The 21,125-nt window shown below is 44.0% G+C and carries 26 protein-coding genes and 2 pseudogenes; 15 read left to right on the top strand and 13 right to left on the bottom strand.

Features of this window, described 5'->3' with window-relative positions; genetic code table 11:
* Positions 1 to 55: 55 nt before the first annotated feature.
* Genes ACJMKR_RS07300 through ACJMKR_RS07290 form a run of 3 tightly spaced genes read right to left on the bottom strand, consistent with a single transcriptional unit; the run spans position 56 to position 2,378 of the window.
* Entirely contained in the window at positions 56 to 244 is a 189-nt protein-coding gene (locus ACJMKR_RS07300) for a hypothetical protein (protein WP_423062498.1), read from the bottom strand.
* The gene (locus ACJMKR_RS07295) at positions 241 to 915 is read right to left on the bottom strand and encodes a hypothetical protein (RefSeq protein WP_423062497.1); all 675 of its coding nucleotides are present in this window, start codon (positions 913 to 915) and stop codon (positions 241 to 243) included. Before ACJMKR_RS07295 ends, ACJMKR_RS07300 begins: the two co-directional genes overlap by 4 nt.
* Positions 916 to 917: 2 nt before the next feature.
* Entirely contained in the window at positions 918 to 2,378 is a 1,461-nt protein-coding gene (locus ACJMKR_RS07290; RefSeq protein WP_423062496.1) for a P22 phage major capsid protein family protein, read from the bottom strand.
* A gap of 243 nt (positions 2,379 to 2,621) precedes the next feature.
* Between ACJMKR_RS07290 and ACJMKR_RS07285 the strand changes: the two genes are divergently transcribed.
* Complete coding sequence (locus ACJMKR_RS07285; RefSeq protein ID WP_423062495.1) at positions 2,622 to 2,807, top strand: hypothetical protein; 186 nt, start codon at positions 2,622 to 2,624, stop codon at positions 2,805 to 2,807.
* A gap of 38 nt (positions 2,808 to 2,845) precedes the next feature.
* Here the strand turns inward: ACJMKR_RS07285 and ACJMKR_RS07280 are convergent, their stop codons facing one another.
* The 3 genes from ACJMKR_RS07280 to ACJMKR_RS07270 form a co-directional block, all read right to left on the bottom strand.
* Entirely contained in the window at positions 2,846 to 3,130 is a 285-nt protein-coding gene (locus ACJMKR_RS07280) for a hypothetical protein (protein ID WP_423062494.1), read from the bottom strand.
* 72 nt (positions 3,131 to 3,202) lie between these two features.
* Positions 3,203 to 3,520, bottom strand: a complete 318-nt coding sequence (locus ACJMKR_RS07275) for a hypothetical protein (protein ID WP_423062493.1) — start codon at positions 3,518 to 3,520, stop codon at positions 3,203 to 3,205.
* A gap of 5 nt (positions 3,521 to 3,525) precedes the next feature.
* Entirely contained in the window at positions 3,526 to 3,873 is a 348-nt protein-coding gene (locus ACJMKR_RS07270) for a hypothetical protein (protein ID WP_423062492.1), read from the bottom strand.
* Positions 3,874 to 4,015: 142 nt separating this feature from the next.
* On the opposite strand from ACJMKR_RS07270, the gene ACJMKR_RS07265 reads away from it, so the two are divergent.
* Entirely contained in the window at positions 4,016 to 4,348 is a 333-nt protein-coding gene (locus tag ACJMKR_RS07265; protein WP_423062491.1) for a hypothetical protein, read from the top strand.
* 114 nt (positions 4,349 to 4,462) lie between these two features.
* On the top strand, positions 4,463 to 5,158 hold the full coding sequence (locus tag ACJMKR_RS07260) for an IS982 family transposase (RefSeq protein WP_423064212.1): 696 nt from the start codon (positions 4,463 to 4,465) through the stop codon (positions 5,156 to 5,158).
* An 8-nt stretch (positions 5,159 to 5,166) separates the two neighbouring features.
* Here the strand turns inward: ACJMKR_RS07260 and ACJMKR_RS07255 are convergent, their stop codons facing one another.
* Genes ACJMKR_RS07255 through ACJMKR_RS07245 form a run of 3 tightly spaced genes read right to left on the bottom strand, consistent with a single transcriptional unit; the run spans position 5,167 to position 8,859 of the window.
* Positions 5,167 to 6,498 (bottom strand): hypothetical protein, encoded by a 1,332-nt coding sequence (locus ACJMKR_RS07255; RefSeq protein ID WP_423062490.1) that lies wholly within the window; start codon positions 6,496 to 6,498, stop codon positions 5,167 to 5,169.
* Positions 6,498 to 8,555, bottom strand: a complete 2,058-nt coding sequence (locus ACJMKR_RS07250) for a hypothetical protein (protein WP_423062489.1) — start codon at positions 8,553 to 8,555, stop codon at positions 6,498 to 6,500. The genes ACJMKR_RS07255 and ACJMKR_RS07250 overlap by 1 nt, the downstream gene beginning before the upstream one ends.
* Before the next feature lie 16 nt (positions 8,556 to 8,571).
* Complete coding sequence (locus tag ACJMKR_RS07245) at positions 8,572 to 8,859, bottom strand: hypothetical protein (RefSeq protein ID WP_423062488.1); 288 nt, start codon at positions 8,857 to 8,859, stop codon at positions 8,572 to 8,574.
* Between the two features lie 142 nt (positions 8,860 to 9,001).
* Here ACJMKR_RS07245 and ACJMKR_RS07240 point away from each other — a divergent pair, with 142 nt between their 5' ends.
* The 8 genes and pseudogenes from ACJMKR_RS07240 to pnp all read left to right on the top strand — a co-directional run bounded on the left by ACJMKR_RS07240 (position 9,002) and on the right by pnp (position 15,325).
* Positions 9,002 to 10,540, top strand: a complete 1,539-nt coding sequence (locus tag ACJMKR_RS07240; RefSeq protein ID WP_423062293.1) for a transposase — start codon at positions 9,002 to 9,004, stop codon at positions 10,538 to 10,540.
* A 20-nt stretch (positions 10,541 to 10,560) separates the two neighbouring features.
* Positions 10,561 to 10,860 carry a hypothetical protein gene (locus ACJMKR_RS07235; RefSeq protein ID WP_423062309.1) on the top strand — a complete coding sequence of 100 codons (300 nt, stop codon included), beginning with the start codon at positions 10,561 to 10,563 and terminating at the stop codon, positions 10,858 to 10,860.
* Between the two features lie 135 nt (positions 10,861 to 10,995).
* Positions 10,996 to 12,053 (top strand): annotated as a pseudogene (locus ACJMKR_RS07230) (IS481 family transposase).
* A 28-nt stretch (positions 12,054 to 12,081) separates the two neighbouring features.
* Entirely contained in the window at positions 12,082 to 12,231 is a 150-nt protein-coding gene (locus tag ACJMKR_RS07225; protein WP_423062487.1) for a hypothetical protein, read from the top strand.
* A gap of 2 nt (positions 12,232 to 12,233) precedes the next feature.
* On the top strand, positions 12,234 to 12,377 hold the full coding sequence (locus ACJMKR_RS07220) for a hypothetical protein (RefSeq protein WP_423062486.1): 144 nt from the start codon (positions 12,234 to 12,236) through the stop codon (positions 12,375 to 12,377).
* 80 nt (positions 12,378 to 12,457) lie between these two features.
* Entirely contained in the window at positions 12,458 to 12,835 is a 378-nt protein-coding gene (locus ACJMKR_RS07215) for a lysylphosphatidylglycerol synthase domain-containing protein (protein ID WP_423062485.1), read from the top strand.
* 123 nt (positions 12,836 to 12,958) lie between these two features.
* Complete coding sequence (gene rpsO, locus ACJMKR_RS07210; RefSeq protein ID WP_423062484.1) at positions 12,959 to 13,228, top strand: 30S ribosomal protein S15; 270 nt, start codon at positions 12,959 to 12,961, stop codon at positions 13,226 to 13,228.
* A gap of 15 nt (positions 13,229 to 13,243) precedes the next feature.
* Complete coding sequence (gene pnp, locus ACJMKR_RS07205; protein ID WP_423062483.1) at positions 13,244 to 15,325, top strand: polyribonucleotide nucleotidyltransferase; 2,082 nt, start codon at positions 13,244 to 13,246, stop codon at positions 15,323 to 15,325.
* 22 nt (positions 15,326 to 15,347) lie between these two features.
* Here pnp and ACJMKR_RS07200 read toward each other — a convergent pair whose 3' ends face one another.
* Positions 15,348 to 15,725: a hypothetical protein gene (locus ACJMKR_RS07200; RefSeq protein ID WP_423062482.1), complete on the bottom strand. Its 378-nt coding sequence runs from the start codon at positions 15,723 to 15,725 to the stop codon at positions 15,348 to 15,350.
* A gap of 176 nt (positions 15,726 to 15,901) precedes the next feature.
* Between ACJMKR_RS07200 and ACJMKR_RS07195 the strand changes: the two genes are divergently transcribed.
* On the top strand, positions 15,902 to 16,558 hold the full coding sequence (locus ACJMKR_RS07195; RefSeq protein ID WP_423062481.1) for an esterase/lipase family protein: 657 nt from the start codon (positions 15,902 to 15,904) through the stop codon (positions 16,556 to 16,558).
* 7 nt (positions 16,559 to 16,565) lie between these two features.
* Here the strand turns inward: ACJMKR_RS07195 and ACJMKR_RS07190 are convergent, their stop codons facing one another.
* Positions 16,566 to 16,889, bottom strand: coding sequence for a hypothetical protein (locus ACJMKR_RS07190; RefSeq protein WP_423062480.1), 324 nt, complete (start codon positions 16,887 to 16,889; stop codon positions 16,566 to 16,568).
* Positions 16,890 to 17,104: 215 nt separating this feature from the next.
* Here ACJMKR_RS07190 and ACJMKR_RS07185 point away from each other — a divergent pair, with 215 nt between their 5' ends.
* Positions 17,105 to 17,281 carry a hypothetical protein gene (locus tag ACJMKR_RS07185; protein ID WP_423062479.1) on the top strand — a complete coding sequence of 59 codons (177 nt, stop codon included), beginning with the start codon at positions 17,105 to 17,107 and terminating at the stop codon, positions 17,279 to 17,281.
* Positions 17,282 to 17,334: 53 nt separating this feature from the next.
* Here the strand turns inward: ACJMKR_RS07185 and ACJMKR_RS07180 are convergent, their stop codons facing one another.
* Positions 17,335 to 18,873, bottom strand: a complete 1,539-nt coding sequence (locus ACJMKR_RS07180; RefSeq protein ID WP_423062478.1) for a transposase — start codon at positions 18,871 to 18,873, stop codon at positions 17,335 to 17,337.
* A gap of 3 nt (positions 18,874 to 18,876) precedes the next feature.
* Here ACJMKR_RS07180 and ACJMKR_RS07175 point away from each other — a divergent pair, with 3 nt between their 5' ends.
* On the top strand, positions 18,877 to 19,965 hold the full coding sequence (locus ACJMKR_RS07175; RefSeq protein ID WP_423062477.1) for a histidine decarboxylase: 1,089 nt from the start codon (positions 18,877 to 18,879) through the stop codon (positions 19,963 to 19,965).
* Positions 19,966 to 20,027: 62 nt separating this feature from the next.
* Here ACJMKR_RS07175 and ACJMKR_RS07170 read toward each other — a convergent pair whose 3' ends face one another.
* Positions 20,028 to 20,462 carry a methylglyoxal synthase gene (locus tag ACJMKR_RS07170; protein ID WP_423062476.1) on the bottom strand — a complete coding sequence of 145 codons (435 nt, stop codon included), beginning with the start codon at positions 20,460 to 20,462 and terminating at the stop codon, positions 20,028 to 20,030.
* A gap of 173 nt (positions 20,463 to 20,635) precedes the next feature.
* On the opposite strand from ACJMKR_RS07170, the pseudogene ACJMKR_RS07165 reads away from it, so the two are divergent.
* A pseudogene (locus tag ACJMKR_RS07165) lies at positions 20,636 to 21,094 on the top strand (ComEC/Rec2 family competence protein); the annotation flags it as partial.
* Positions 21,095 to 21,125 lie beyond the last annotated feature (31 nt).

Here is a 21,125-nt window from a genome sequence, read left to right as displayed (position 1 = left end):
GCAATAATCTATCACGAGCATCGCGACACGCTTGTCCTGAACGCCCATATACGGATTATTGTCTTCTGTCACGTGCGCAATGCTGCCAATGTACTTGGTTTTGTGCCAAAACCAATAAGTCCGTTTTGCTTTTTACCTGCGGATACTTCAAACTCCCATCCTTTAAACAACCGTACAATTCTCGCGTGATATCACTCGTCCATTTCAATAAACCTTTTAGCGTTAACGGTGGTTTTGTTTTCATAAACGCCACCCACGACCACTGAATAAAGCGTTCGCATCATAGCCGACACCGCTGCTATACACATACTGTGGTTCTGCTTCGGTATTAATTACCGTTTGATTCGTGACGGATGCAGCAAGTCCTTCGAGTCTCGCTTGTTTTTCATTGCTCCACGGAATACTGTTTTCTGCGCATAAGGAAAAGGCCGTTAAGTATTTCAAATACTCCAAAAATACCGCTGGCAAACTCCGGTCTAACATATCCGTTATGCGCATCGGTGTATTCGCTTTACATCCCCAGACTTCAAAAATCCCTGCACGGGACGGTAGCGGATACACTTTTATACTCGTGTCCGCTGGATTAAAAAAATAAATCTCCGGCATGGCATGCACGGTGGTTGTACGTGCACGATTCCAACGATGCAATCCAACCCCTTCGAGTAAGTACCGTTGACCACCACACAAATAATTCACCGCGTTGATTTCAGTAAAATCCGTTTTCAGTAACGCCTTCGTATCTGAAAAAGTGTCACACTGGCGATACGGAATGGATAGGGCGTGCTCTGCTAACACGCCCTGCAAACACCGTAACCCCTGCGCTTGCTCTAAATCCGTCGGAGCCGGACCACTCTCGCGATCCAACACCGATAAATACAACGCTTCATTCACAAGATCGGATACTGCCATCACCATGGTTAAGCCTCCGCAGTCGTTGCACTACCTTCAAGAGTATCGCTTGGCTCAGTTGCCGTTGCTTTTGGTTTTGCTTTTTTAGCTTTAGGCTTAACGTCTGCTTTAGCTGTTGGTTTTGCTTTTTCAGATAACACAGTCTTGTTTTCTAGGCGTTTCGCAATACCCTCTGCCATAACACCCGCTAAATCAAAACCACTCGCTTGAGGCGAAAGACTGGCTGTTGGAATCGGCAAAGCAATCACGTTTTGGTTAAAAACAGTCGCACCCATCATCGTTGAAATACGATACCCTTCGGTGTAGGCATACATGTCACCTTGCATACTAACAGTACATGAAATACCTTCAGTGCTAACCACTTTACTGTCCACAGACTTTAACGGTTCTAACGGTGGATTCACCGCCGTTAATCCGTAGCGCGTATACAAGAAATTGTGTGTATGGTCATCTAAAGCCATAACCGCATCACCAACTGCAGGTTCTCGTGATAACTGCGCAAGCTCTAACGGTTGGGACAACGTGATCGCGAAGCTACCGCCACTAATACTATCAATATCCGCGTTACTGCGACAAAACGCCACATAATCAGTGTCCCTATTACTAATGGGTTGTTTCCAACCGATAGTATTGAGCACAAAGCCATCGTATTTTTTAACCGCGTTATGACTGATGTCATTAATCGGTGTGCTAGCTGATGTATCTTTGTAGGCATTAAACGTCAGTCCAATAATTTCAAGACCGTCAGCGGATTTTTGAATCGATTTAATTCGTAAATTTAAACCGCTCACTTTCGCCAATTGACCCGCGGGGTGGTCCAATAAATCCGCCGATTCATGCACCGGAACACCCGAAATCTGGCCCACTAAGCCACGGCGAATCACCGATTGCGCAACGCGATCAGACGACTGTGCACTTTGCGATAACTGCTTACGCACTTTATTTGCTGTTTGATTATTCAATACCATAATCGTGCCCACGTCATTCATCTTCATGTGAGTCATCATGGTTTTTGCGTTGTACAGCCAATCCAGTGGTGCTGTCGTTTTTAAAGCGCTTACCGCAGTAACCGGAATGAATGTACTGCTTGCAATCAGCTTATCCACTAAATAGCGCTCTACACCGTTTTGGATAACTTTATAAAATTGCATTAAACGCTTTTCTACAAACGGCTTTACCCCGAGGGATAAATCCACAGTGTTGACTTGTGCGACCGTACTAAAAATCTGGTCACACGTTACCGACCGCGTGCGATCGACAATCGGCGTCGGTTTTACGGAAATCGTAGTTTGCAGTTCCGGATAAAAAGGCAACAATACCTGTACCGTCGTATTCGAAGTGTACATCGTATTTTCATATTGCCCTTGATAATCTTTATTCGCAGAACCAAAAAAGATCGTTTCGTTTTTCTGTAAGGCTACAATGATTTTCGCTAACGCGCTAATCGTTGATACAAATTGGTTGGACATGAGAAAATCTCCAGTCGTTAACGTTAATTTAAAACAGCTCAAAAAAGCTGTTCGGCTCACTTGATAGAATTTCCGCTCTATCGAACGAACGCAGTTCAAGCGTGTCGCGATGCTCGTGATAGATTATTGCCATCCCTGTCAATAATCGACTCGCAATACGCGACAACTTAAATAGCCGCGGACGTCCTCGTCGCCCGCGCTCCGCGACCTCACGGCTCGACTACGCACGGGCTCTCAAATGACTTGACGGCTCGTAAAGATTTTTTGCAGTCGCTTACGCTCGGCAAAAAATCCGAGCCTACCGCGGAATACGCGCCTTCGCTTCGCTCTCCATGGCGCGCATCGAACGACTGGGCGTCGATGATGAAATTTCCGCTTCATCACACACGAACGCAGTTAACGACTGGGCGTCGGCTCACATCGCTGTGAACACTTTAATTGTCAAACAAAAAATTTATTTTGTCAACTCAATCATAGAGTTCGGCTTCATACGCATCCACTGGCGCATCCGATTGCAAACTGTCTGCGGACTGCTTGGCCCCTGTATTTTTTAATGACAGCGTTGTTTTATACCCGCTTGCTTTTTGTTGGCCTTGTTGCGCTGCACTGTGCGCACGCCCTAAAATGTGCGATAACTGCATTGCGTCATTCGATGCGCGCCATGGAGAGCGAAGCGAAGGCGCGTATTCCGCGGTAGGCTCGGATTTTTTGCCGAGCGTAAGCGACTGCAAAAAATCTTTACGAGCCGTCAAGTCATTTGAGAGCCCGTGCGTAGTCGAGCCGTGAGGTCGCGGAGCGCGGGCGACGAGGACGTCCGCGGCTATTTAAGTTGTCGCGTATTGCGAGTCGATTATTGACAGGGATGGCAATAATCTATCACGAGCATCGCGACACGCTTGACAATTGATAAATGCTTCTGATAAGCCTTTATCGTGCAAAATAGTTTTAATCATCGCCACGGCATTGTCTTGACCTGCAAATACCGCAAAAAACTTTTGTGCGACGTCTTGCGGCAAGCCCTCACATAAGGCATTAAAACTCGCATCATCTTGACGGGCTTGATACAGTTCTGTGTTTAATGTATTCACCTGACCCATAAACGTCGCTTCCTGTTGATTCTTCATCAGCTCATCACGCACCATCGATTCTAGCGCGTCCCGAGAAACCGTGATCGTCTCCGCAGTGTTCGACACATCATCTTCTGTCCCCTTGGGTTTGGTTGCTGATTTTTTGCTTTCTCAACCGCAATACGAGCCGCAATTTTTTGTTGCAACTCTTGCTCTGTATAACGTTTCTCATCACCCACTTTATTGTCATTACGGTCTGCATTCATAGCCGCATTGCCTGCATCCGATAACGCTGGCTGCGTAGCGCCAGCAGGTATTTCTGCTGCGCCCGCGTCATTGCGAGCCTCAGCATCACTAGTTTGCGTTCCCGCTTCATGATCAATAGCATCTAAAGCAGCTTCAGTACCGCTATTTAATGGTTCACTCATTGTTTTATTCCTCATGGTTTTTAATGTTAACCTGAGTTCTGTATAAGAAAAGGAATAAGTGAATGAAATAATTGAAAAAAAGACCGGAACCGCTAAAATTTAGCTCCAAAATTACAGCTAAATAATGTAACAGGAGTTAATCATGTTGGCACCGGTCACGGAGATTTTTTGTGATATGGATGATTTTTGCAAGGATTATTTGAAAGGTCAATCAAAGTATTTGCTACCGAACCCAGACAGAAAACGAGATCGAGCGATGCAAATGAGCTTGTCTGAAATTGGCACCATCATTGTGTTGTTTCAAATGAGTCACTATCGCACATTTAAGGATTTTTATTGTGGATGTGTTTTACAAGACATGAAGAAGTATTTTCCTACGGCGCTGAGTTACACACGTTTTGTCGCCTGCCAATCAGCAGCGCTAATCAAGCGTGTCGCGATGCTCGTGATAGATTATTGCCATCCCTGTCAATAATCGACTCGCAATACGCGACAACTTAAATAGCCGCGGACGTCCTCGTCGCCCGCGCTCCGCGACCTCACGGCTCGACTACGCACGGGCTCTCAAATGACTTGACGGCTCGTAAAGATTTTTTGCAGTCGCTTACGCTCGGCAAAAAATCCGAGCCTACCGCGGAATACGCGCCTTCGCTTCGCTCTCCATGGCGCGCATCGGATGCTCGCCGCCTATTTGCTTTCGAGAAAGGGCAAACACACGGGATTGTATTATATTGACTCAACTACACTACGCGTATGCCACAATAAACGAATTTATCGAAACAAGGTTTTCAAAGGCATTGCTAAACGCAGTAAAAGCACAATGGGCTGGGTTTACGGCTTTAAACTACATATTGTGATTAATCATCAAGGGGAATTAATCCGTTTTTGTTTAACGAAAGGGAACGTGGATGATCGCGCTGTTGTTAGAAAATTAATGGCTAATTTAAAGGGGTTGGGCGCTGGCGATAAAGGGTATCTTGGAAAAGATCTTGCGGACGATTTGGCAAAACACGATTTAAAATTTGTGACAAAAGTCCGTAAAAATATGAAGAACAAAATGCTTTCTGCATTTGAAAAGTTTTTCCTAAAACAACGTGGCATCGTAGAAACGATTATCGATCAGTTGAAAAACTTGTATCATGTTGAGCATTCGCGTCATCGTAGTCCGATTAATTTTTTAGTCAATACCCTTGCAGCGCTAATTGCCTATTCTTGGCGACCAAACAAACCAGGAATAAAAACCAACAATATAAAGAATAATTTATACGCAGTTATCCAGAACTGAGGTTAATGTTAATTAATATCAACCGAACAATCGGTCAACGTGATTTGACTTGATCCAAAATAATCAAGCCGCAGCATCAACTCACGCGCCACGACATGGCAGGGCCAATGCACAGTGTGTGAGTTTGAATAACGTTGCGGTAACCTTAACGGTATCCGATTACCAAAATCAGCATGATTGCGCGCTACCGATAAATACAAAGGCTCTTTTTCCACCGGCTTTTCACACACACCGAAAATGATAGTCAGTGATACGCGATGCACCACCGGTTTATAGGGCAACCGTGCCGGCAGCGTTAACCAACCCGTTTGCAATTGACGGTGACGGGCTTGTATCGCAGTGCTGGCACTATAAAATCCATCTTCCAATAAAAAGCCACGCTGACCGTCCCATTGCAATAATGTATCCGTGCTATTCGACCACCGCTGACTCGCAAAACTAAATAACCAGGTCTCATCGCTTGTCGCCAGCGAATAAAATAACTGCCCCTGATGCTTAAATAACACGCTCACGGGTTTCTCGGAAGCACTGAGGTTTGATAACCGTCGGTCAATGCCTGGCGTACTCAGCTTTTTAACGCCCTCCGTAGTTAATACCATGACTTCCCGTTGATTCGATAAAAACACCAACTGATCTTGGTAACCCGCAATCGCTTCCGTATTAAACGCACCCCAGGCAAAGCGATAGTTATTGTCGCGACTGAACGGAAAATCAAGCGCCGTTTCTTGAGGCACCCAACGCTCAATCGCATTATTGCCAATTAAAAATAAATTATTCGAGATCGACTGCACCGACAAGATTTTAGTCGAGACCGTCGTTAATAACGCTTCATCGAGTGGCGTCCAATGCAAACCATCATTCGGCGCGGAAATCTGCCAGCAATTACTATTTCCATCGGCCACAATAAAATAACTGTTAATCATCGTGCAACTGATGGGGCGCTCCATGTCAAAGCCAGACACCAAATGCAAATCAGTCAGACTGTTGCTATCCGTGTTATAGACATACGCGGTTTTTCCGGTACAAAGCAACACTTCGTTTTTTAAGTTCTCCGCAAAGGCAATACGGCCAGTCTGTACAGCAATAGGACCCACACGCAATAAATCGTGCGTCTGATTCACCGTATACAAAAAGCCATCCGCCACAATCAGCGTCGTATCGGTCCCCACCGTGCGGTAAATCCCTTGAGGGTTGTGGAGCTTTTCGATGCATGTAAAAAACGGCGCTTCCGATACCGTGCTATCCGGTGTCACCACCAAATTCAAGAGCTTCGCATAAGAAACGCTCCCATCCAGTGCAGGCTCTGTGCCGCTATTAAAGGGAATATTCAATACCGTCATCACTTCACCCCAAATGCCGCTAACAATTGGTTATTATGCTCGAGCTGCGCATGCAGTAACGCAATAATGTTTTTAGTCTCACTGTCAGCCTTGTGCTGCTCTAATTTCTCAAGCTCCACATGCAATTGCTGACTATTTTGCTCAATCTGGGACAACAACTGTTGACGTTTAGTCTGTGCTTCAAATTGCTGCGTTTGGGTTTGCGCCTGTTCGTTTTGAATCTTGCTCTGAATCAGTTGCATCTGTGGATTGGCTTGCGCCGCTTGCTGTTGCATCTGTTGGCGCTGCGATGAGAACTCCATAAAATTCATATCCCCATCACCAAAGCGAATCACCAGCGGGTCTACCATCGTCTTTAAACGCCGCGCCAATACATCACGATCCTTAATATCCAGCGTTTGTGCATACAAGTCCGCCGTCAATTGAAACGCTTGCGGGGACAGCTGGTAAATCTGCGTTAAATACTCGCGCGTGTTCTCTTCATCCAATTTACTCGAACCCACCAGCTCTAACTCGTACGAATAGCGCTCCGTCATCGCGTGTAAATCATTTTTAATCGAACCTGTCAGGAGCTTTTTATTAATCGTCACGCGTCGCAAAGAATTGTCTTTATGACGCACCGTCAACGTTTGGGTTTGGTGATACACGTAAGGCAGCCATTGCTTAATCACTTCACCCACTATCTTAATCGTGTGGTTGTGAAGTTGAACCACATTGTTTTGCAACAAATTCGCTTGCCTCACACGCGCATCAATCGCAACACCACTCACCGCATTATCTTGCGCCCCTTGCACACTCAAAAAGGCACCCGCTATCTCATCCACTTCCTGTTTGCTCGTGGCAAAGTTCTCAGTTAAAGTTTGCGGGATTTCCATCGGGCTGATAACTTCTAAGTCTCGCCCTGGTGGATCATCCGGACGCTTAGCTGGTCGCACAAATAACCCTGAGCGTCGCTCGAAATTGTCCCAATCCTCTCTTTCTGGCGGTTGTAGCTTATCCAAATCAAACTTATCAACAATGATTTTGCGACCACCTGTTTGCTTTGCTAAATTCGCAATCTGCGTGCCTAAATAATTATGTAACTTCGCCGCATCTTTCATCGGCTCAATAAACGGGATCGTGACTTCTTGACGTTGTTCCGGATTCCACACCGTCAAACCGCTGTGATAAATCACAGGCAACAAATCAATATACAGCGGCACCGGTTCTTCAATCATCAGGTTATCAATAAAACGTGTGTAATAAATCGTCTCACCTAAGCCACCATCGGGTTTTTTGTCACGATAATAATATTCAATCACCTCAAGCTTTTTAGACTCCGACCAATCCGATAGCTTCCGCATCAGTCTCTTATTGTCCGCATAACGGTTCATCAATTCCTCACGCGTCACATCATAACGATAACCCGCAAAACGCCCATCGGTTTTGGTATAGGTCGTCGCGTTCCGATCAAAAAAAGCAGCTGTCGCTGAGAGCAAACACTCAACCTCTAACTTTTGAAACTGCTCATCCCCTTGAATATCCGGCAACGCCTTGATTACCAGCACCGAATATCCGTAGCTATATACCTGCCGTATCGATTGCTGAAAGGCTAAGCGCTTATTAGCATCAAGCATCAGTGCATTTAAAATCGCTTGGTGATTCTTTTGTTCTTCTATCCGATGCTGACGCGCATTGGCATAAATTTCTTGCAGACGTTGCACCCGTTGTTGTAACGACGCCTGCGTAGCATTATCCTCTCCTAGATGCGCTGCTTGCAGCAATTGCGTTTCCGCCTCTTGAATTTGATCTTTAAAGCGCTCGTCCCACGTATCGTCATCGAGCGGATAAAACAACAGCGATAAATCCAAGTTCGCCGCTTCCGCTTGCACACGGCGTAAATGCTTAAACAAAATGTTAAACGTTAACGTCTCATAACCCCTCGAATACTGCGTATTTACCGGCGCCTGCTCACCGAGCTCCGCAAAACGAATCGCCGCTTCGCCCCGGCGGTCATTCTGTGAAAAATAACCCGCCCAATCACTTTTTTGTTGTTTGACTTTTGCATAATCAATCATGTTCTTTCCTTATCAGTTAAAAAGCAGGTAGTTCTTGCGCGTGACCACCTAAACACATAGTGTTAATCGAAGTCGTACTCACCAACTGCTTTTCTTTCAACGCCAACCGAATCGCATCCGCACGCGTATCCGCAATGTCATCGCAGCGATGCATCTCATTCGCCGTAATCTTACTCATGTGCTCAATGCAGCGTTTCGTGTGTGCCGCATGTAACGGTAACGTCACTTGTTTGTTCGCAATAAACGGTTGCGAGGCTAAAAAGCGCGCTGTTTTAGACGTACGGTCACGCTCAATCGGAATCACCGTGACGCCTTGCAGCTCATTCAATACATTGGACTTTGGATAAATTTATAAAAATAATTAAAAATTGCTTGACATAGAAACCGAAAAAAAATTTTACGTTGTAAACAACGTTTGTTCGAAAAAATAAAATAAGGAACAAACGATGTTAGCGACAGAAAAACTAAAACAATTCCGTACATTCCTCTACAACATCTTCCCCGCGCGACGCGATGCCAATATGAATTTACTCGATGCCCTTTCAAGCCATGGCCATCGCTGCAAAACACCCATAGAATTATGTGAATCGCCATACTTTGAACGTGAATACAGTAGTATTACCGATGCGATTAGCGATGGTTTGTCGGTAGCAAATTGTTGGGATAGCATGATGAAAATACAATATGAACATGTGAGTCATAGCGATGACCGTGTGATCATTATTGCGGATACGACACCACAGTCGCGTCAAAGTGCACACTGTGTTGAAGATCGCCATGTGGTTTACAGCCCTAATCCAGCACCGGGTAACAAACCGATTACCATTGGACATGAATATTCAACGGTATCACTATTGCCCAATGATGGTGCAGCTCAAGAAAAGCATTGGTTAGTTCCACTGGATACGAGGCGCGTTAAAAGCGATGAAAAAGGCAATGTAGTTGGGATGCAGCAAATTAACCGTTGTATTGCAGACTTAGCGCTTACTCATAAATTGGTGGTTAGCGTGGCTGATTCAAAATATGGTACAGAAGCTTGCCGTAAACTGGTTAGCGAAAATCCCAATTGGGTACATCTTTTCCGTTTTAACAGTACCCGTAATGTTTTCGCGCCCGCATCAATAGAAGATAATACCTCAGGAAGTATAAAACGCTATGGTGATGCGATGAAACTAAACGACAGCACGACTCACCGTGAATCCGATGAGATTGTGCAGCAACCCATTACAACCCGCAGTGGCAAAACTTACCAATTGGAGATTAAAATATGGCGTGACCAATTACTGCGTGGTTCAAAGCAATTTAAAGGATATGAGCATCCTGTTACTGTTGTGCAATTGGTTGCGGTTGATGCTAACGGTAAATCTTTATATAAAAATCCACTCTGGTTAGGACTCGCTGGTGAACGACGTAATGAAATCACAGCATTAGAAGCGTATCACTATTACGATAGACGCTATGACATTGAACACTACTTTCGTTTTGGTAAAGACAAACTGTTATTTGACCGATACCAAACACCGGATGTTAAGCACGAAGAAGATTGGTGGCGGATGACAGCATTAGCGTATACGCAACTTTATCTAGCGAGGAATCTTGCCCCGATTTTACCGAAAAAATGGGAGCGGTATTTGCCGAGCTTCCAAGTGGATAACGAAAAACCATCAATAACTGCGACCCCTTCACAAACGCAACGGGGTTTTTCTACGGTGCTTGATACCGTTGGCACGCCTGCTAATCTCTGCAAACCACGCGGTAATCCGCAAGGCAGAACCAAAGGTGATACGCAGGGGAAACGCACGCGACATCCTGCTATTTTCAAAAATAGCAACTCAAAAATTAAAACGATTCAGAGGACTGAAGAAAAGACGCAAAACTCAGACCCTGAAAAAATAGAGGATTTGATTGGGATAGTAAAATCATGGTTGGATAAAATAAATTTTACACCTGAGCAATTCTACGAATTGCTGCAAAAAACAGGTTAAGATTTAGAAACTCACATTTTTTGATTATTGTCCTAACTGGCAAGGGATTTTATTTATCCAAAGTCCAAGTCACAGGCATTGGTAATGGGATTAATAATCTCTTGCCGTTTCGTGTCGGTGATATTTTGCGTGTTTATTTTGGCAAACAATTTTTTAGTTTAGATATACCACACACGCTTGCCGCCGATGCGCGCGATGGAGAGCGAAGCGAAGGGGCGTATTCTGGGGTAGGCTGGGATTTTTTGCCGAGCGTAAGCGACTGCAAAAAATCTTTACGAGGCGTCGAGTCAGTTGAGAGCCCGTGCGTAGTCGAGCCGTGAGGTCGCGGAGCGCGGGTGAGGAGGACGTCCGCGGTTATTTAAGTTGTAAACCTTCAGACTTGATCTGACACTCCTGGTCAGTTAGAGTAAAATTTAATTGACCAACCTTAAACAACCAACACGAGGAGTGTCATTATGACCAGTGTATCCGAAAAGATTATCAAACCCAAATTAGGTTTACTAGAGCGGTCTAAACAATTGGGAAATGTTTCACAAGCCTGTAAGGTTATGGGTTATTCACGCGACAGTTTTTACCGTTTCAAAACACTTTATGAAAATGGTGGCGAAGAAGCACTCCATGATATGAGTAAGAAGAAACCGAATGAAAAAAATAGAGTGCCGCTACATGTAGAAGAAGGGGTAATTGCTTTGGCTATTGAAAACCCAGCGTTAGGTCAGGCACGTGCGGCCAATGAATTACTGGCGCGAGGCATTATCGTATCGAGCAGCGGAGTTCGTTCGGTGTGGCTACGTAATGATCTAGAGACTTTTAAGAAGCGACTAAAAGCGCTTGAAGCGAAATCGGCGCAAGACGGTATGTTATTAACGGAAGAACAATGACAAGCATTAGAAAAATCAAAACGAGAAAAAGAAGCGCACGGCGAGATTGAAACAGAACACCCAGGTTATTTAGGTATCTCAGGATACGTATTATGTTGGCACGATGAAGGGCGTTGGCCGTATTTATGAGCAGACTTTTGTCGATACCTATAGCAGAATCGCTTTTGCGAAGTTATACACGGAGAAAACAGCGATGACGGCAGCTCATTTATTAAATGAACGTGTATTGCCATGGTTTAATGAGCAAGGTATCCGATTGCTGCGTATGCTCACGGATCGCGGGACGGAATATTGTGGAAAAATTGAGAACCACGCCTATCAACTTTATTTAGCAGTTGAAGACATTGACCATTCGAAAACACGCGCACGTTCTCCGCAGACCAATGGTATTTGTGAACGTTTTCATAAAACGATTAAACAAGAATTTTATGTGGATCAAAACATATAATGAGGTCAGGCCCCATTCCGGCGAGCGTTGTTATGGAAAAACACCCATGCAAACTTTTCTTGATGCAAAGCATTTGGCACAAGAAAAAGAATTAGATAAACTATGTAAAACTATTCCAAGCGTGTCGGCAGATGAATTGAATAAGGCGCACAGTAATCACGACACGCAACTGGTAGAGGAGTAATTAGAATCCGATCTATCGGACAGAAAATATGTCCGATAAATCTCAACTGTCAGATCAAGTCGAGAGTTCTACATTTAAGTTGTCGCGTATTGCGAGTCGATTATTGACAGGGATGGCAATAATCTATCACGAGCATCGCGACACGCTTGAACTTTTATCGAGCGTTATTTTGATTTGATCATGTTATTAATTTTTGGTGCAGCTATTTTATTCATGCATCAATTTGGTATTGAAGTCAATGCTGTTTATATGTTTATTATTTTATTGAGTTGCAGTGTCTTGAGCGTTTTTCTGTATCGATATTTAATCGTTAAAGATCGTTAAAGATCGTTAAAGACAGTATTATTAGACAGTTTGTTTGTCGTTCCGAGCGAATTGAAACGCTTTTAATAGCGGTCGAAGATGTGGTTTCAAAACCCAATAAGCTGCCCGTTTTGATATTCAGTGCTGCCATTTGGCTCTCTATTCTGCTGGCATACTACTTCTTTTTCAAATGGAACTTGCCTCATGACTCGTTCGGATTAAGTGGGGCCGTCTTTTTGTTATTCACGACGACGTTATCATTTGCAATTCCTTACGCCTTCGCGGGTGTGGGGATCTTCGAAACCGCGATCGTGTATTATTTAATTAAATTCCTGCACGTTGTCCCAACTAAGGCGCTAGCGCTGGCGCTTGTTTTCCATATCGTCACTGCTTTGCCACAAATCATTCTTATGCTCGCTGTTTTCATTGCGCATCGTTCTTTGTGGGTGAGGTCACCCAAGAAAGTAAAGGCTGCCTAATCAGCCCTAGGAAAGCCCCCCCATCTGCGTTATAATGCCTTTCCTTTTTGGTGGGTAATCTCTGTAAATGACAGTGGATATTACCTTTTTTATGAAAACCCTATTAAAATGAGGGAGTTAGCAATGTCATTAACAGCATCTGAAAAATCGACCATTATTAAAGAATATCAGTTAGATGAGAGTGATACAGGATCTCCTGAGGTTCAGGTAGCCATTCTCAGCGCCAAAATCAATAAACTTACCGAGCATTTTAAAACCCACAAGCATGATCATCATTCACGGCGTGGATTATTGCGTATGGTGAGCCAACGGAGAAAGCTGCTCAGCTATTTGCGAAATGCTGATGTTTCGCGCTACCGTGATTTAATCAAACGCCTTGGCCTGCGTTCATAACGAGGATGACCATCTGTGAATAAAATTGTTAAGACTTTTCAATACGGTAAACATACAGTTACATTAGAAACGGGCGAAATTGCCCGACAAGCCTCCGGCTCTGTGATAATCCGCATGGGAGACACCATGCTTTTGGTCACGGCCGTTGCCCAAAAAGATACAGAAGAAGGGCGGGATTTTTTTCCCCTGACTGTTAATTATCAAGAAAAAACCTATGCCGCAGGAAAAATTCCTGGTGGCTATTTTAAACGTGAAGGGCGCCCGACAGAAAAAGAGACGTTGACCTCGCGATTAATTGATCGACCCTTGCGTCCAGTATTTCCAAATGGATTTACCAACGAAGTACAAGTGATTGCAACAGTGTTATCGATGGATCCTGAAGTTCCAACCGATATCCCCGCCATTATTGGGGCCTCAGCAGCTATTTGTTTATCGGGTATGCCATTTAATGGCCCGATTGCAGGTGCTCGGGTTGCCTATCTTAATGGTCAATATCTGTTAAACCCATCGCTAAAAGAAATAGAAGAATCGCAATTAGATTTAGTCGTTGCCGGAACAAAAGATGCGGTTTTAATGGTTGAATCTGAAGCACACGAATTAACAGAAGCTGTTATGTTGGGTGCTGTGCTTTATGGTCACGAACAAATGCAAGTCGCGATCCGTGCCATTGAAGAATTAGTGGAAGAAGCAGGCACGCAGACTTGGGATTGGCAAGCACCTGAAGAAAATACGGCCTTAAAACAGCAGATCGCCGATAAAGCGTCGAGCGATGTGGCAGAGGCTTATAAAATTCGTGAAAAACAAGCACGACAAACGCGCATTCAAGAAATTCGCAATCAGTTAATTTCGGATTTATGTACTGACGATGAAAATAGTCCGAACGAAATTGAAGTCGCGAATTTATTCCATGATTTAGAAAAAGATTTAGTGCGTCAGCAAATTTTGTCTGGCCAGCCGCGTATCGATGGTCGAGATACCGAAACGGTAAGACCCATTACTGCGCGAGTAGGCGTGTTGCCACGTGCACACGGTTCAGCATTATTTACGCGTGGTGAAACTCAAGCATTAGCTGTTGCTACTTTGGGTACAGAAGGCGATGCGCAAATGATCGATGACTTAGACGGTGATCGGCGCGATGAATTCATGTTGCATTACAACTTCCCACCTTTCTGTGTGGGCGAAGTTGGATTTATGAGTGGACCAAAGCGTCGTGAGATTGGTCACGGTCGTTTGGCAAAACGTGCGGTTGCATCTGTTGTGCCGAAGGGTGAGGCATTCCCTTACGTCATTCGTGTCGTATCTGAAATTATGGAATCCAACGGTTCGAGCTCCATGGCGAGTGTTTGTGGCAGCAGTTTAGCATTGATGGATGCAGGCGTGCCGATTAAAGCACCGGTTGCCGGTATTGCGATGGGCTTAATTAAAGAAGCCGAAAAATATGCAGTATTGACTGACATTTTAGGTGATGAAGATCACTTGGGGGATATGGATTTCAAAGTAGCCGGTACGGCCAGTGGTGTGACGGCCTTACAAATGGATATTAAAATCGAAGGCATTACCAAAGAAATTATGGAGCGAGCCTTAGATCAAGCTAAGCGTGCTCGTATGCATATATTAGAAATCATGAGCCAGGTGATTAACCAACCGCGTGATCACGTATCTCAGCATGCGCCTCGTATTATTACGATTAAAATCAATCCGGATAAAATTCGTGATGTGATTGGTAAGGGTGGTGCAACCATTCGTGAATTAACGGAAGCAACTAACTCGACAATCGACATTTCCGATGATGGCGTCGTAACGATTGCCGCTGTGCGTGGTGAAGATGGTGAAGAAGCTAAACGCCGCGTAGAAGCCTTAACGGCAGACGTTGAGGTGGGTAAAACTTACGAAGGTCCGGTTGTGAAGATCATGGATTTCGGTGCGTTTGTGTCAGTATTGCCAGGCCGACAAGGGTTGGTGCATATTTCGCAAATTGCCGATGAGCATGTTGATAATGTTCATGATTATCTGCAAGAAGGTCAAACTGTTCGCGTTAAGGTCATTGAAATCGACCGCCAAGGAAGAGTACGTTTGAGCATGAAGCAAGCGGAATAAAAATTAAGAATCAAGTGCGCCCTTAGGAGGGCGCACTTAAATTCAGATTTGGGCCGGTTGCGCTATTGTTGTCAATAACGTCAGTAGAGGTAGGGATGTCCCCCCTATAAAATAATCCCGCTACTAAATTAGCCCCTTCTTCTTTTACCCTACGTAGAAATTTGCTGTTTTCTGTCTGTGTTCTATAAAACCCTGCCAGTAAGAGTGCAAATCCAAAATAAAAAGTTTTTGACAGAGCGGTTTGATTGCCAAATTGCTTTGATATCAATAAAAAGATTGAAAGCAGTGCCGCTATAGTTGCAAAATATTTAAGATCAGGAAGGGATGTTTGTCGCAGTTGTCGATAAATTTCTTCTTGCTGTTCATTTAATTCCGTGGTATCCGGTGCTGTCCTTGCCATGATGAACTCTCCGTTTTAATAGGATCAAAATAGCTCCGTATCGCTAGCTTCCTTTTTTGAAGAATAGACTATCGCATTGCTATCTCCTTTTTCAAAACACCATGCTAACAGCGAAATATTAAAATAATCTTAAATCGGGTTAAAATTTTTTTATAAATTGGTTTATAATCAAAAGCATGAAAACTGATCCTCAAAACTACGTTGTGCTATTACACGGTATGGGCCGCGATAAGCGGATAATGGATACTATGGAAAAAAGCCTGTCGATGCGCGGGTATGACGTTTACAACGGGGACTATCAATCCACTGCGTTTTCAATAGAGGTACTCGCAGATTACGTCTGGGAGCACATCCGAGAGAACTGTCCAGACCCCTCAAAAAAACTCAATTTCGTAGGGCATTCCATGGGTGCGATCATCATTCGTCTCATCGTTGCAAAATATCAGCCTGAAAACATGGGTCGTGTGGTGATGCTGGGGCCGCCCAATCAGGGTAGCCGCCTAGTCAATTTTTTAAAGCGATTTGATTTTTACAAACGATGGTATGGGCCTGCGGGTCAAGAATTGGGTTATGACTCGAAAGTCATTGGGCAGCTACCGCCTAGCGATTATGAGTTTGGTGTTATAGCGGGAGATCGCAGTATCGATTGGTTGTTTTCCTGGTTTCTTTTGCCTGGTAAAAATGACGGTAAATTGACGGTGGATGAAACCAAGCTCGCCGGCATGCGGGATCACATTATTTTACATGCGACCCACACGTTCATGCCGAGCAATGCTAAAGTCATTCAACAAACCGCCCATTTTCTACAGCACGGCTATTTTTTACGGAAATAGCCCCTAATTAACAGACGTATTCCACCCTTCTGACGGTATAGCAACGCTCACCCCAATAGCTATCGCGGCAGTAACGATTGTAATAAACGCGCTGACAACTTGGGTAATAGCCTTGATGTTGGGTCATCGCGGCACCGGCAATGATCCCTGCGGCAGCACCGAAGAAAAGACCCGCAGCAAGGTCCCCACTACCATGGTAGTGATGATGCGGGTGGTAGTGTGGGTGATAGTGGTGATGATAGTAACCGGCATAGATAGGTGAAGTCGCTAATAGACCACTGAGACCCACAGATAGGATCAAGGTTTTTGTAATTTTATTCTTTATTTTCATGCTGTTAGCCTCTATCGATTGATTTTCAATGTAACCATCATAGACACTCGATGTAACGCTTTTATGTATACGCTTCTGTGTTTTGTAACAGTTTTGAAATGTAATTTGGTGGCCCCCCCAGACGAAGAGATTCACTAGATTTCGCTACCCTGGGTCACCCTTCACTCTGTCGTATTTGTGATAAAATACTCAAGCGCCCCACGCAAGGAGATAGGATGGGATATAAAAGGGAGCTGTCATCGCAAGAAAAAAAACGCTTGGATGCACTATACGAAAAGTTTAAGCGGGATAAACTCAAAGTCGGCGGCTATCCGTGCAACTTAGACTTCGATTACTCCGAACTTTATCGTTTCTTAGAATTCCATATTAACAATATTTTGGACTTTGGATAAATAAAATCCCTTGCCAGTTAGGACAATAATCAAAAAATGTGAGTTTCTAAATCTTAAGCTGTTTTTTGCAGCAATTCGTAGAATTTCTCAGGTGTAAAATTTATTTTATCCAACCATGATTTTACTATCCCAATCAAATCCTCTATTTTTTCAGGGTCTGAGTTTTGCGTCTTTTCTTCAGTCCTCTGAATCGTTTTAATTTTTGAGTTGCTATTTTTGAAAATAGCAGGATGTCGCGTGCGTTTCCCCTGCGTATCACCTTTGGTTCTGCCTTGCGGATTACCGCGTGGTTTGCAGAGATTAGCAGGCGTGCCAACGGTATCAAGCACCGTAGAAAAACCCCGTTGCGTTTGTGAAGGGGTCGCAGTTATTGATGGTTTTTCGTTATCCACTTGGAAGCTCGGCAAATACCGCTCCCATTTTTTCGGTAAAATCGGGGCAAGATTCCTCGCTAGATAAAGTTGCGTATACGCTAATGCTGTCATCCGCCACCAATCTTCTTCGTGCTTAACATCCGGTGTTTGGTATCGGTCAAATAACAGTTTGTCTTTACCAAAACGAAAGTAGTGTTCAATGTCATAGCGTCTATCGTAATAGTGATACGCTTCTAATGCTGTGATTTCATTACGTCGTTCACCAGCGAGTCCTAACCAGAGTGGATTTTTATATAAAGATTTACCGTTAGCATCAACCGCAACCAATTGCACAACAGTAACAGGATGCTCATATCCTTTAAATTGCTTTGAACCACGCAGGAATTGGTCACGCCATATTTTAATCTCCAATTGGTAAGTTTTGCCACTGCGGGTTGTAATGGGTTGCTGCACAATCTCATCGGATTCACGGTGAGTCGTGCTGTCGTTTAGTTTCATCGCATCACCATAGCGTTTTATACTTCCTGAGGTATTATCTTCTATTGATGCGGGCGCGAAAACATTACGGGTACTGTTAAAACGGAAAAGATGTACCCAATTGGGATTTTCGCTAACCAGTTTACGGCAAGCTTCTGTACCATATTTTGAATCAGCCACGCTAACCACCAATTTATGAGTAAGCGCTAAGTCTGCAATACAACGGTTAATTTGCTGCATCCCAACTACATTGCCTTTTTCATCGCTTTTAACGCGCCTCGTATCCAGTGGAACTAACCAATGCTTTTCTTGAGCTGCACCATCATTGGGCAATAGTGATACCGTTGAATATTCATGTCCAATGGTAATCGGTTTGTTACCCGGTGCTGGATTAGGGCTGTAAACCACATGGCGATCTTCAACACAGTGTGCACTTTGACGCGACTGTGGTGTCGTATCCGCAATAATGATCACACGGTCATCGCTATGACTCACATGTTCATATTGTATTTTCATCATGCTATCCCAACAATTTGCTACCGACAAACCATCGCTAATCGCATCGGTAATACTACTGTATTCACGTTCAAAGTATGGCGATTCACATAATTCTATAGGTGTTTTGCAGCGATGGCCATGGCTTGAAAGGGCATCGAGTAAATTCATATTGGCATCGCGTCGCGCGGGGAAGATGTTGTAGAGGAATGTACGGAATTGTTTTAGTTTTTCTGTCGCTAACATCGTTTGTTCCTTATTTTATTTTTTCGAACAAACGTTGTTTACAACGTAAAATTTTTTTTCGGTTTCTATGTCAAGCAATTTTTAATTATTTTTATAAATTTATCCAAAGTCCAAAATATTGGCGATCCGCAAGAATTCAGTAACTATAAACTCAACACACATGACATTGAGCGCGAAGTACTCGCATTTTTTGCAGAGCTGCTAAACGCAGGCAATGATTTCAAAGGCTATGTGACGAGTGGCGGTACCGAAGGGAATTTTTTTGGGCTTCACATTGCCAATCAACTTTATCCTGATGCTATCTATTATTACTCAGAACGCACACATTACAGTATTCCCAAAATATTAAAAATTATAAAGGGTGAGTCGCGTCAAATATCTGCACTCGAAAATGGTGAGATAAACTATCAAGAACTAAAAAACGAATTGCGACGTAATAAACACTTGCCCGCCGTATTCAATGCGAATATTGGTACAACGATGACGGGTGCCATCGACGACATAGAAAAAATCCAAGAAATCGTTCACGAAATTGGTATTAAGCACCATTACATTCACTGTGATGCTGCATTGAGCGGATTAATCTTGCCGTTTGTGGATCAACCGCAGCCGTTTCGTTTCGATGAAGGTGCTAATAGCATTGCGATTAGTGGCCATAAGCTCATGGGTTCACCCATGCCGTGTGGCATTACACTGACGCAGAAAAAAAATATTGTGAATGCTTCGCCAAAGATTTCGTATGTCAGAATCACCGACAGCACGATCACCAGTTCACGAAATGGTATTACGCCGTTATTTTTGTGGTATGCCATTCATCGGTCAGGAAAAGAAGGTTTACGAGAAATCGTGCAGAAATGTTTGGAGAACACCCAATTTGCTGTTAATGAATTTAAGCAAAATGGTATTGATGCATGGTCAAATCCAAATTCGCTGACTATTGTTTTGCCACGTCCTTCGGAAAAAATCATTGAAAAATGGCAGCTCGCAGCCTATGAAAATATCGCGCACATCATCGTCATGCCACAAACATCGCGTGAATTTTTGCTCGCACTAATGGACGATATTTTAAACGATAACTTGGTCGATGGTTAAAGTGTTTCTAGAAATCTATTTTGAGTAAATCAAATAGCCAATTTGAAGAGGCATCCTTTAAATTATTTTAGCGTGCGGTTGCGATAGGACTGGTAATTCGGTACTTCCCGCTTGTAATCACTTTGCGCTAATGATGAATTAATCAAGAAGTCGGCTGTTGCAGTGTTGCAAGCGACCGGAATATTCCACACCACGGCAATACGCAACAAAGCGCGCACATCTGGGTCGTGCGGCTGTGCTTCAAGCGGATCCCAGAAAAAAATTAGCATGTCGATCTCACCCGCCACAATTTTGGCCCCTAACTGCTGATCCCCGCCGAGCGGTCCGCTCTCGAGCTTTTCGATGGAGAGCTTTAATTTTTTTTCGATGACACCACCCGTTGAACCCGTCGCATAAAGCGTGTGCATGCTCAGGAAGTCTCGGTTGCGCTTGGACCATTCAATCAACGCAGACTTCATACGATCATGAGCTACAAGGGCTATAGATTTTGTGGGCATAGGATTGACTCCTTAGGTCGGTGTTTGTTTTTCAGGAACCGTTGTCCCTAGCTGCAATGCTGCTCGTCTTTTTTATTAGAGAGTATGACATATTTTTAGATTTTGTGTTTTAGTGTTGCTGTCAGCCGAAACCCCGAGTTACACCAAAACGTTAGAGATGCTTTAATGCTCCTATGTCTTCATGGATTATTGGATTTTGTGCGGGTATTGCAATTTGGCTGTGGTGGTCAAAATTAATTGCGCTTGCTTGGTGTTTGAGTGTTGTTGTGATCAGCGCGTTACTCGTCTATTTTGTACCTACAAAAATAAAACCACTCTTCATTGTATGGATCGCGCTTTGTGTAGGATTTACGTGGGCAAACTTCCGTGCGCAACGGTTATTAAGCTGGCATTTACCCGAGAGCTTCATCAATAAACCTGTTCAAATTGAAGGGCGTATTATAGCGTTGCCTAAAATTTCGGCGTTGAGTGCGCATTTCAATTTTAAAATGAATGAACTCGATGGGCAGCCGACCGCTGTAATTGTTTATTTAAGTTGGTATGGGCAATACCCTGCGTTGCATGTTGGTGATCGATGGCGTTTGACTGTCAAATTAAAGCCGCCACATAGCTTGCGCAATCCAGGCACATTTAACTATCAGCGCTGGTTGTTTGTGCACGGGA

Origin of the sequence: Candidiatus Paracoxiella cheracis (assembly GCF_049348705.1) — a bacterium.
Taxonomy (GTDB): Bacteria; Pseudomonadota; Gammaproteobacteria; order Coxiellales; family Coxiellaceae; genus Paracoxiella; species Paracoxiella cheracis.
Note: the sequence above shows the minus strand (reverse complement) of the source record. Positions and strands in the feature narration are given on the sequence as shown.

What these genes read in the sequence shown, in the direction of transcription:
- ACJMKR_RS07185 (WP_423062479.1), top strand. Translation starts at nt 17,105, where the DNA reads ATGGGATATAAAAGGGAGCTGTCATCGCAAGAAAAAAAACGCTTGGAT.
- rpsO (WP_423062484.1), top strand. Translation starts at nt 12,959, where the DNA reads ATGTCATTAACAGCATCTGAAAAATCGACCATTATTAAAGAATATCAG.
- ACJMKR_RS07250 (WP_423062489.1), bottom strand. Translation starts at nt 8,555, where the DNA reads ATGATTGATTATGCAAAAGTCAAACAACAAAAAAGTGATTGGGCGGGT.
- ACJMKR_RS07295 (WP_423062497.1), bottom strand. Translation starts at nt 915, where the DNA reads ATGGTGATGGCAGTATCCGATCTTGTGAATGAAGCGTTGTATTTATCG.
- ACJMKR_RS07290 (WP_423062496.1), bottom strand. Translation starts at nt 2,378, where the DNA reads ATGTCCAACCAATTTGTATCAACGATTAGCGCGTTAGCGAAAATCATT.
- ACJMKR_RS07170 (WP_423062476.1), bottom strand. Translation starts at nt 20,462, where the DNA reads ATGCCCACAAAATCTATAGCCCTTGTAGCTCATGATCGTATGAAGTCT.
- ACJMKR_RS07200 (WP_423062482.1), bottom strand. Translation starts at nt 15,725, where the DNA reads ATGGCAAGGACAGCACCGGATACCACGGAATTAAATGAACAGCAAGAA.
- ACJMKR_RS07220 (WP_423062486.1), top strand. Translation starts at nt 12,234, where the DNA reads ATGTTATTAATTTTTGGTGCAGCTATTTTATTCATGCATCAATTTGGT.
- ACJMKR_RS07265 (WP_423062491.1), top strand. Translation starts at nt 4,016, where the DNA reads ATGTTGGCACCGGTCACGGAGATTTTTTGTGATATGGATGATTTTTGC.
- ACJMKR_RS07275 (WP_423062493.1), bottom strand. Translation starts at nt 3,520, where the DNA reads ATGGTGCGTGATGAGCTGATGAAGAATCAACAGGAAGCGACGTTTATG.
- ACJMKR_RS07190 (WP_423062480.1), bottom strand. Translation starts at nt 16,889, where the DNA reads ATGAAAATAAAGAATAAAATTACAAAAACCTTGATCCTATCTGTGGGT.
- ACJMKR_RS07270 (WP_423062492.1), bottom strand. Translation starts at nt 3,873, where the DNA reads ATGAGTGAACCATTAAATAGCGGTACTGAAGCTGCTTTAGATGCTATT.
- ACJMKR_RS07255 (WP_423062490.1), bottom strand. Translation starts at nt 6,498, where the DNA reads ATGACGGTATTGAATATTCCCTTTAATAGCGGCACAGAGCCTGCACTG.
- ACJMKR_RS07240 (WP_423062293.1), top strand. Translation starts at nt 9,002, where the DNA reads ATGTTAGCGACAGAAAAACTAAAACAATTCCGTACATTCCTCTACAAC.
- ACJMKR_RS07300 (WP_423062498.1), bottom strand. Translation starts at nt 244, where the DNA reads ATGAAAACAAAACCACCGTTAACGCTAAAAGGTTTATTGAAATGGACG.
- ACJMKR_RS07225 (WP_423062487.1), top strand. Translation starts at nt 12,082, where the DNA reads ATGTCCGATAAATCTCAACTGTCAGATCAAGTCGAGAGTTCTACATTT.
- ACJMKR_RS07195 (WP_423062481.1), top strand. Translation starts at nt 15,902, where the DNA reads ATGAAAACTGATCCTCAAAACTACGTTGTGCTATTACACGGTATGGGC.
- ACJMKR_RS07180 (WP_423062478.1), bottom strand. Translation starts at nt 18,873, where the DNA reads ATGTTAGCGACAGAAAAACTAAAACAATTCCGTACATTCCTCTACAAC.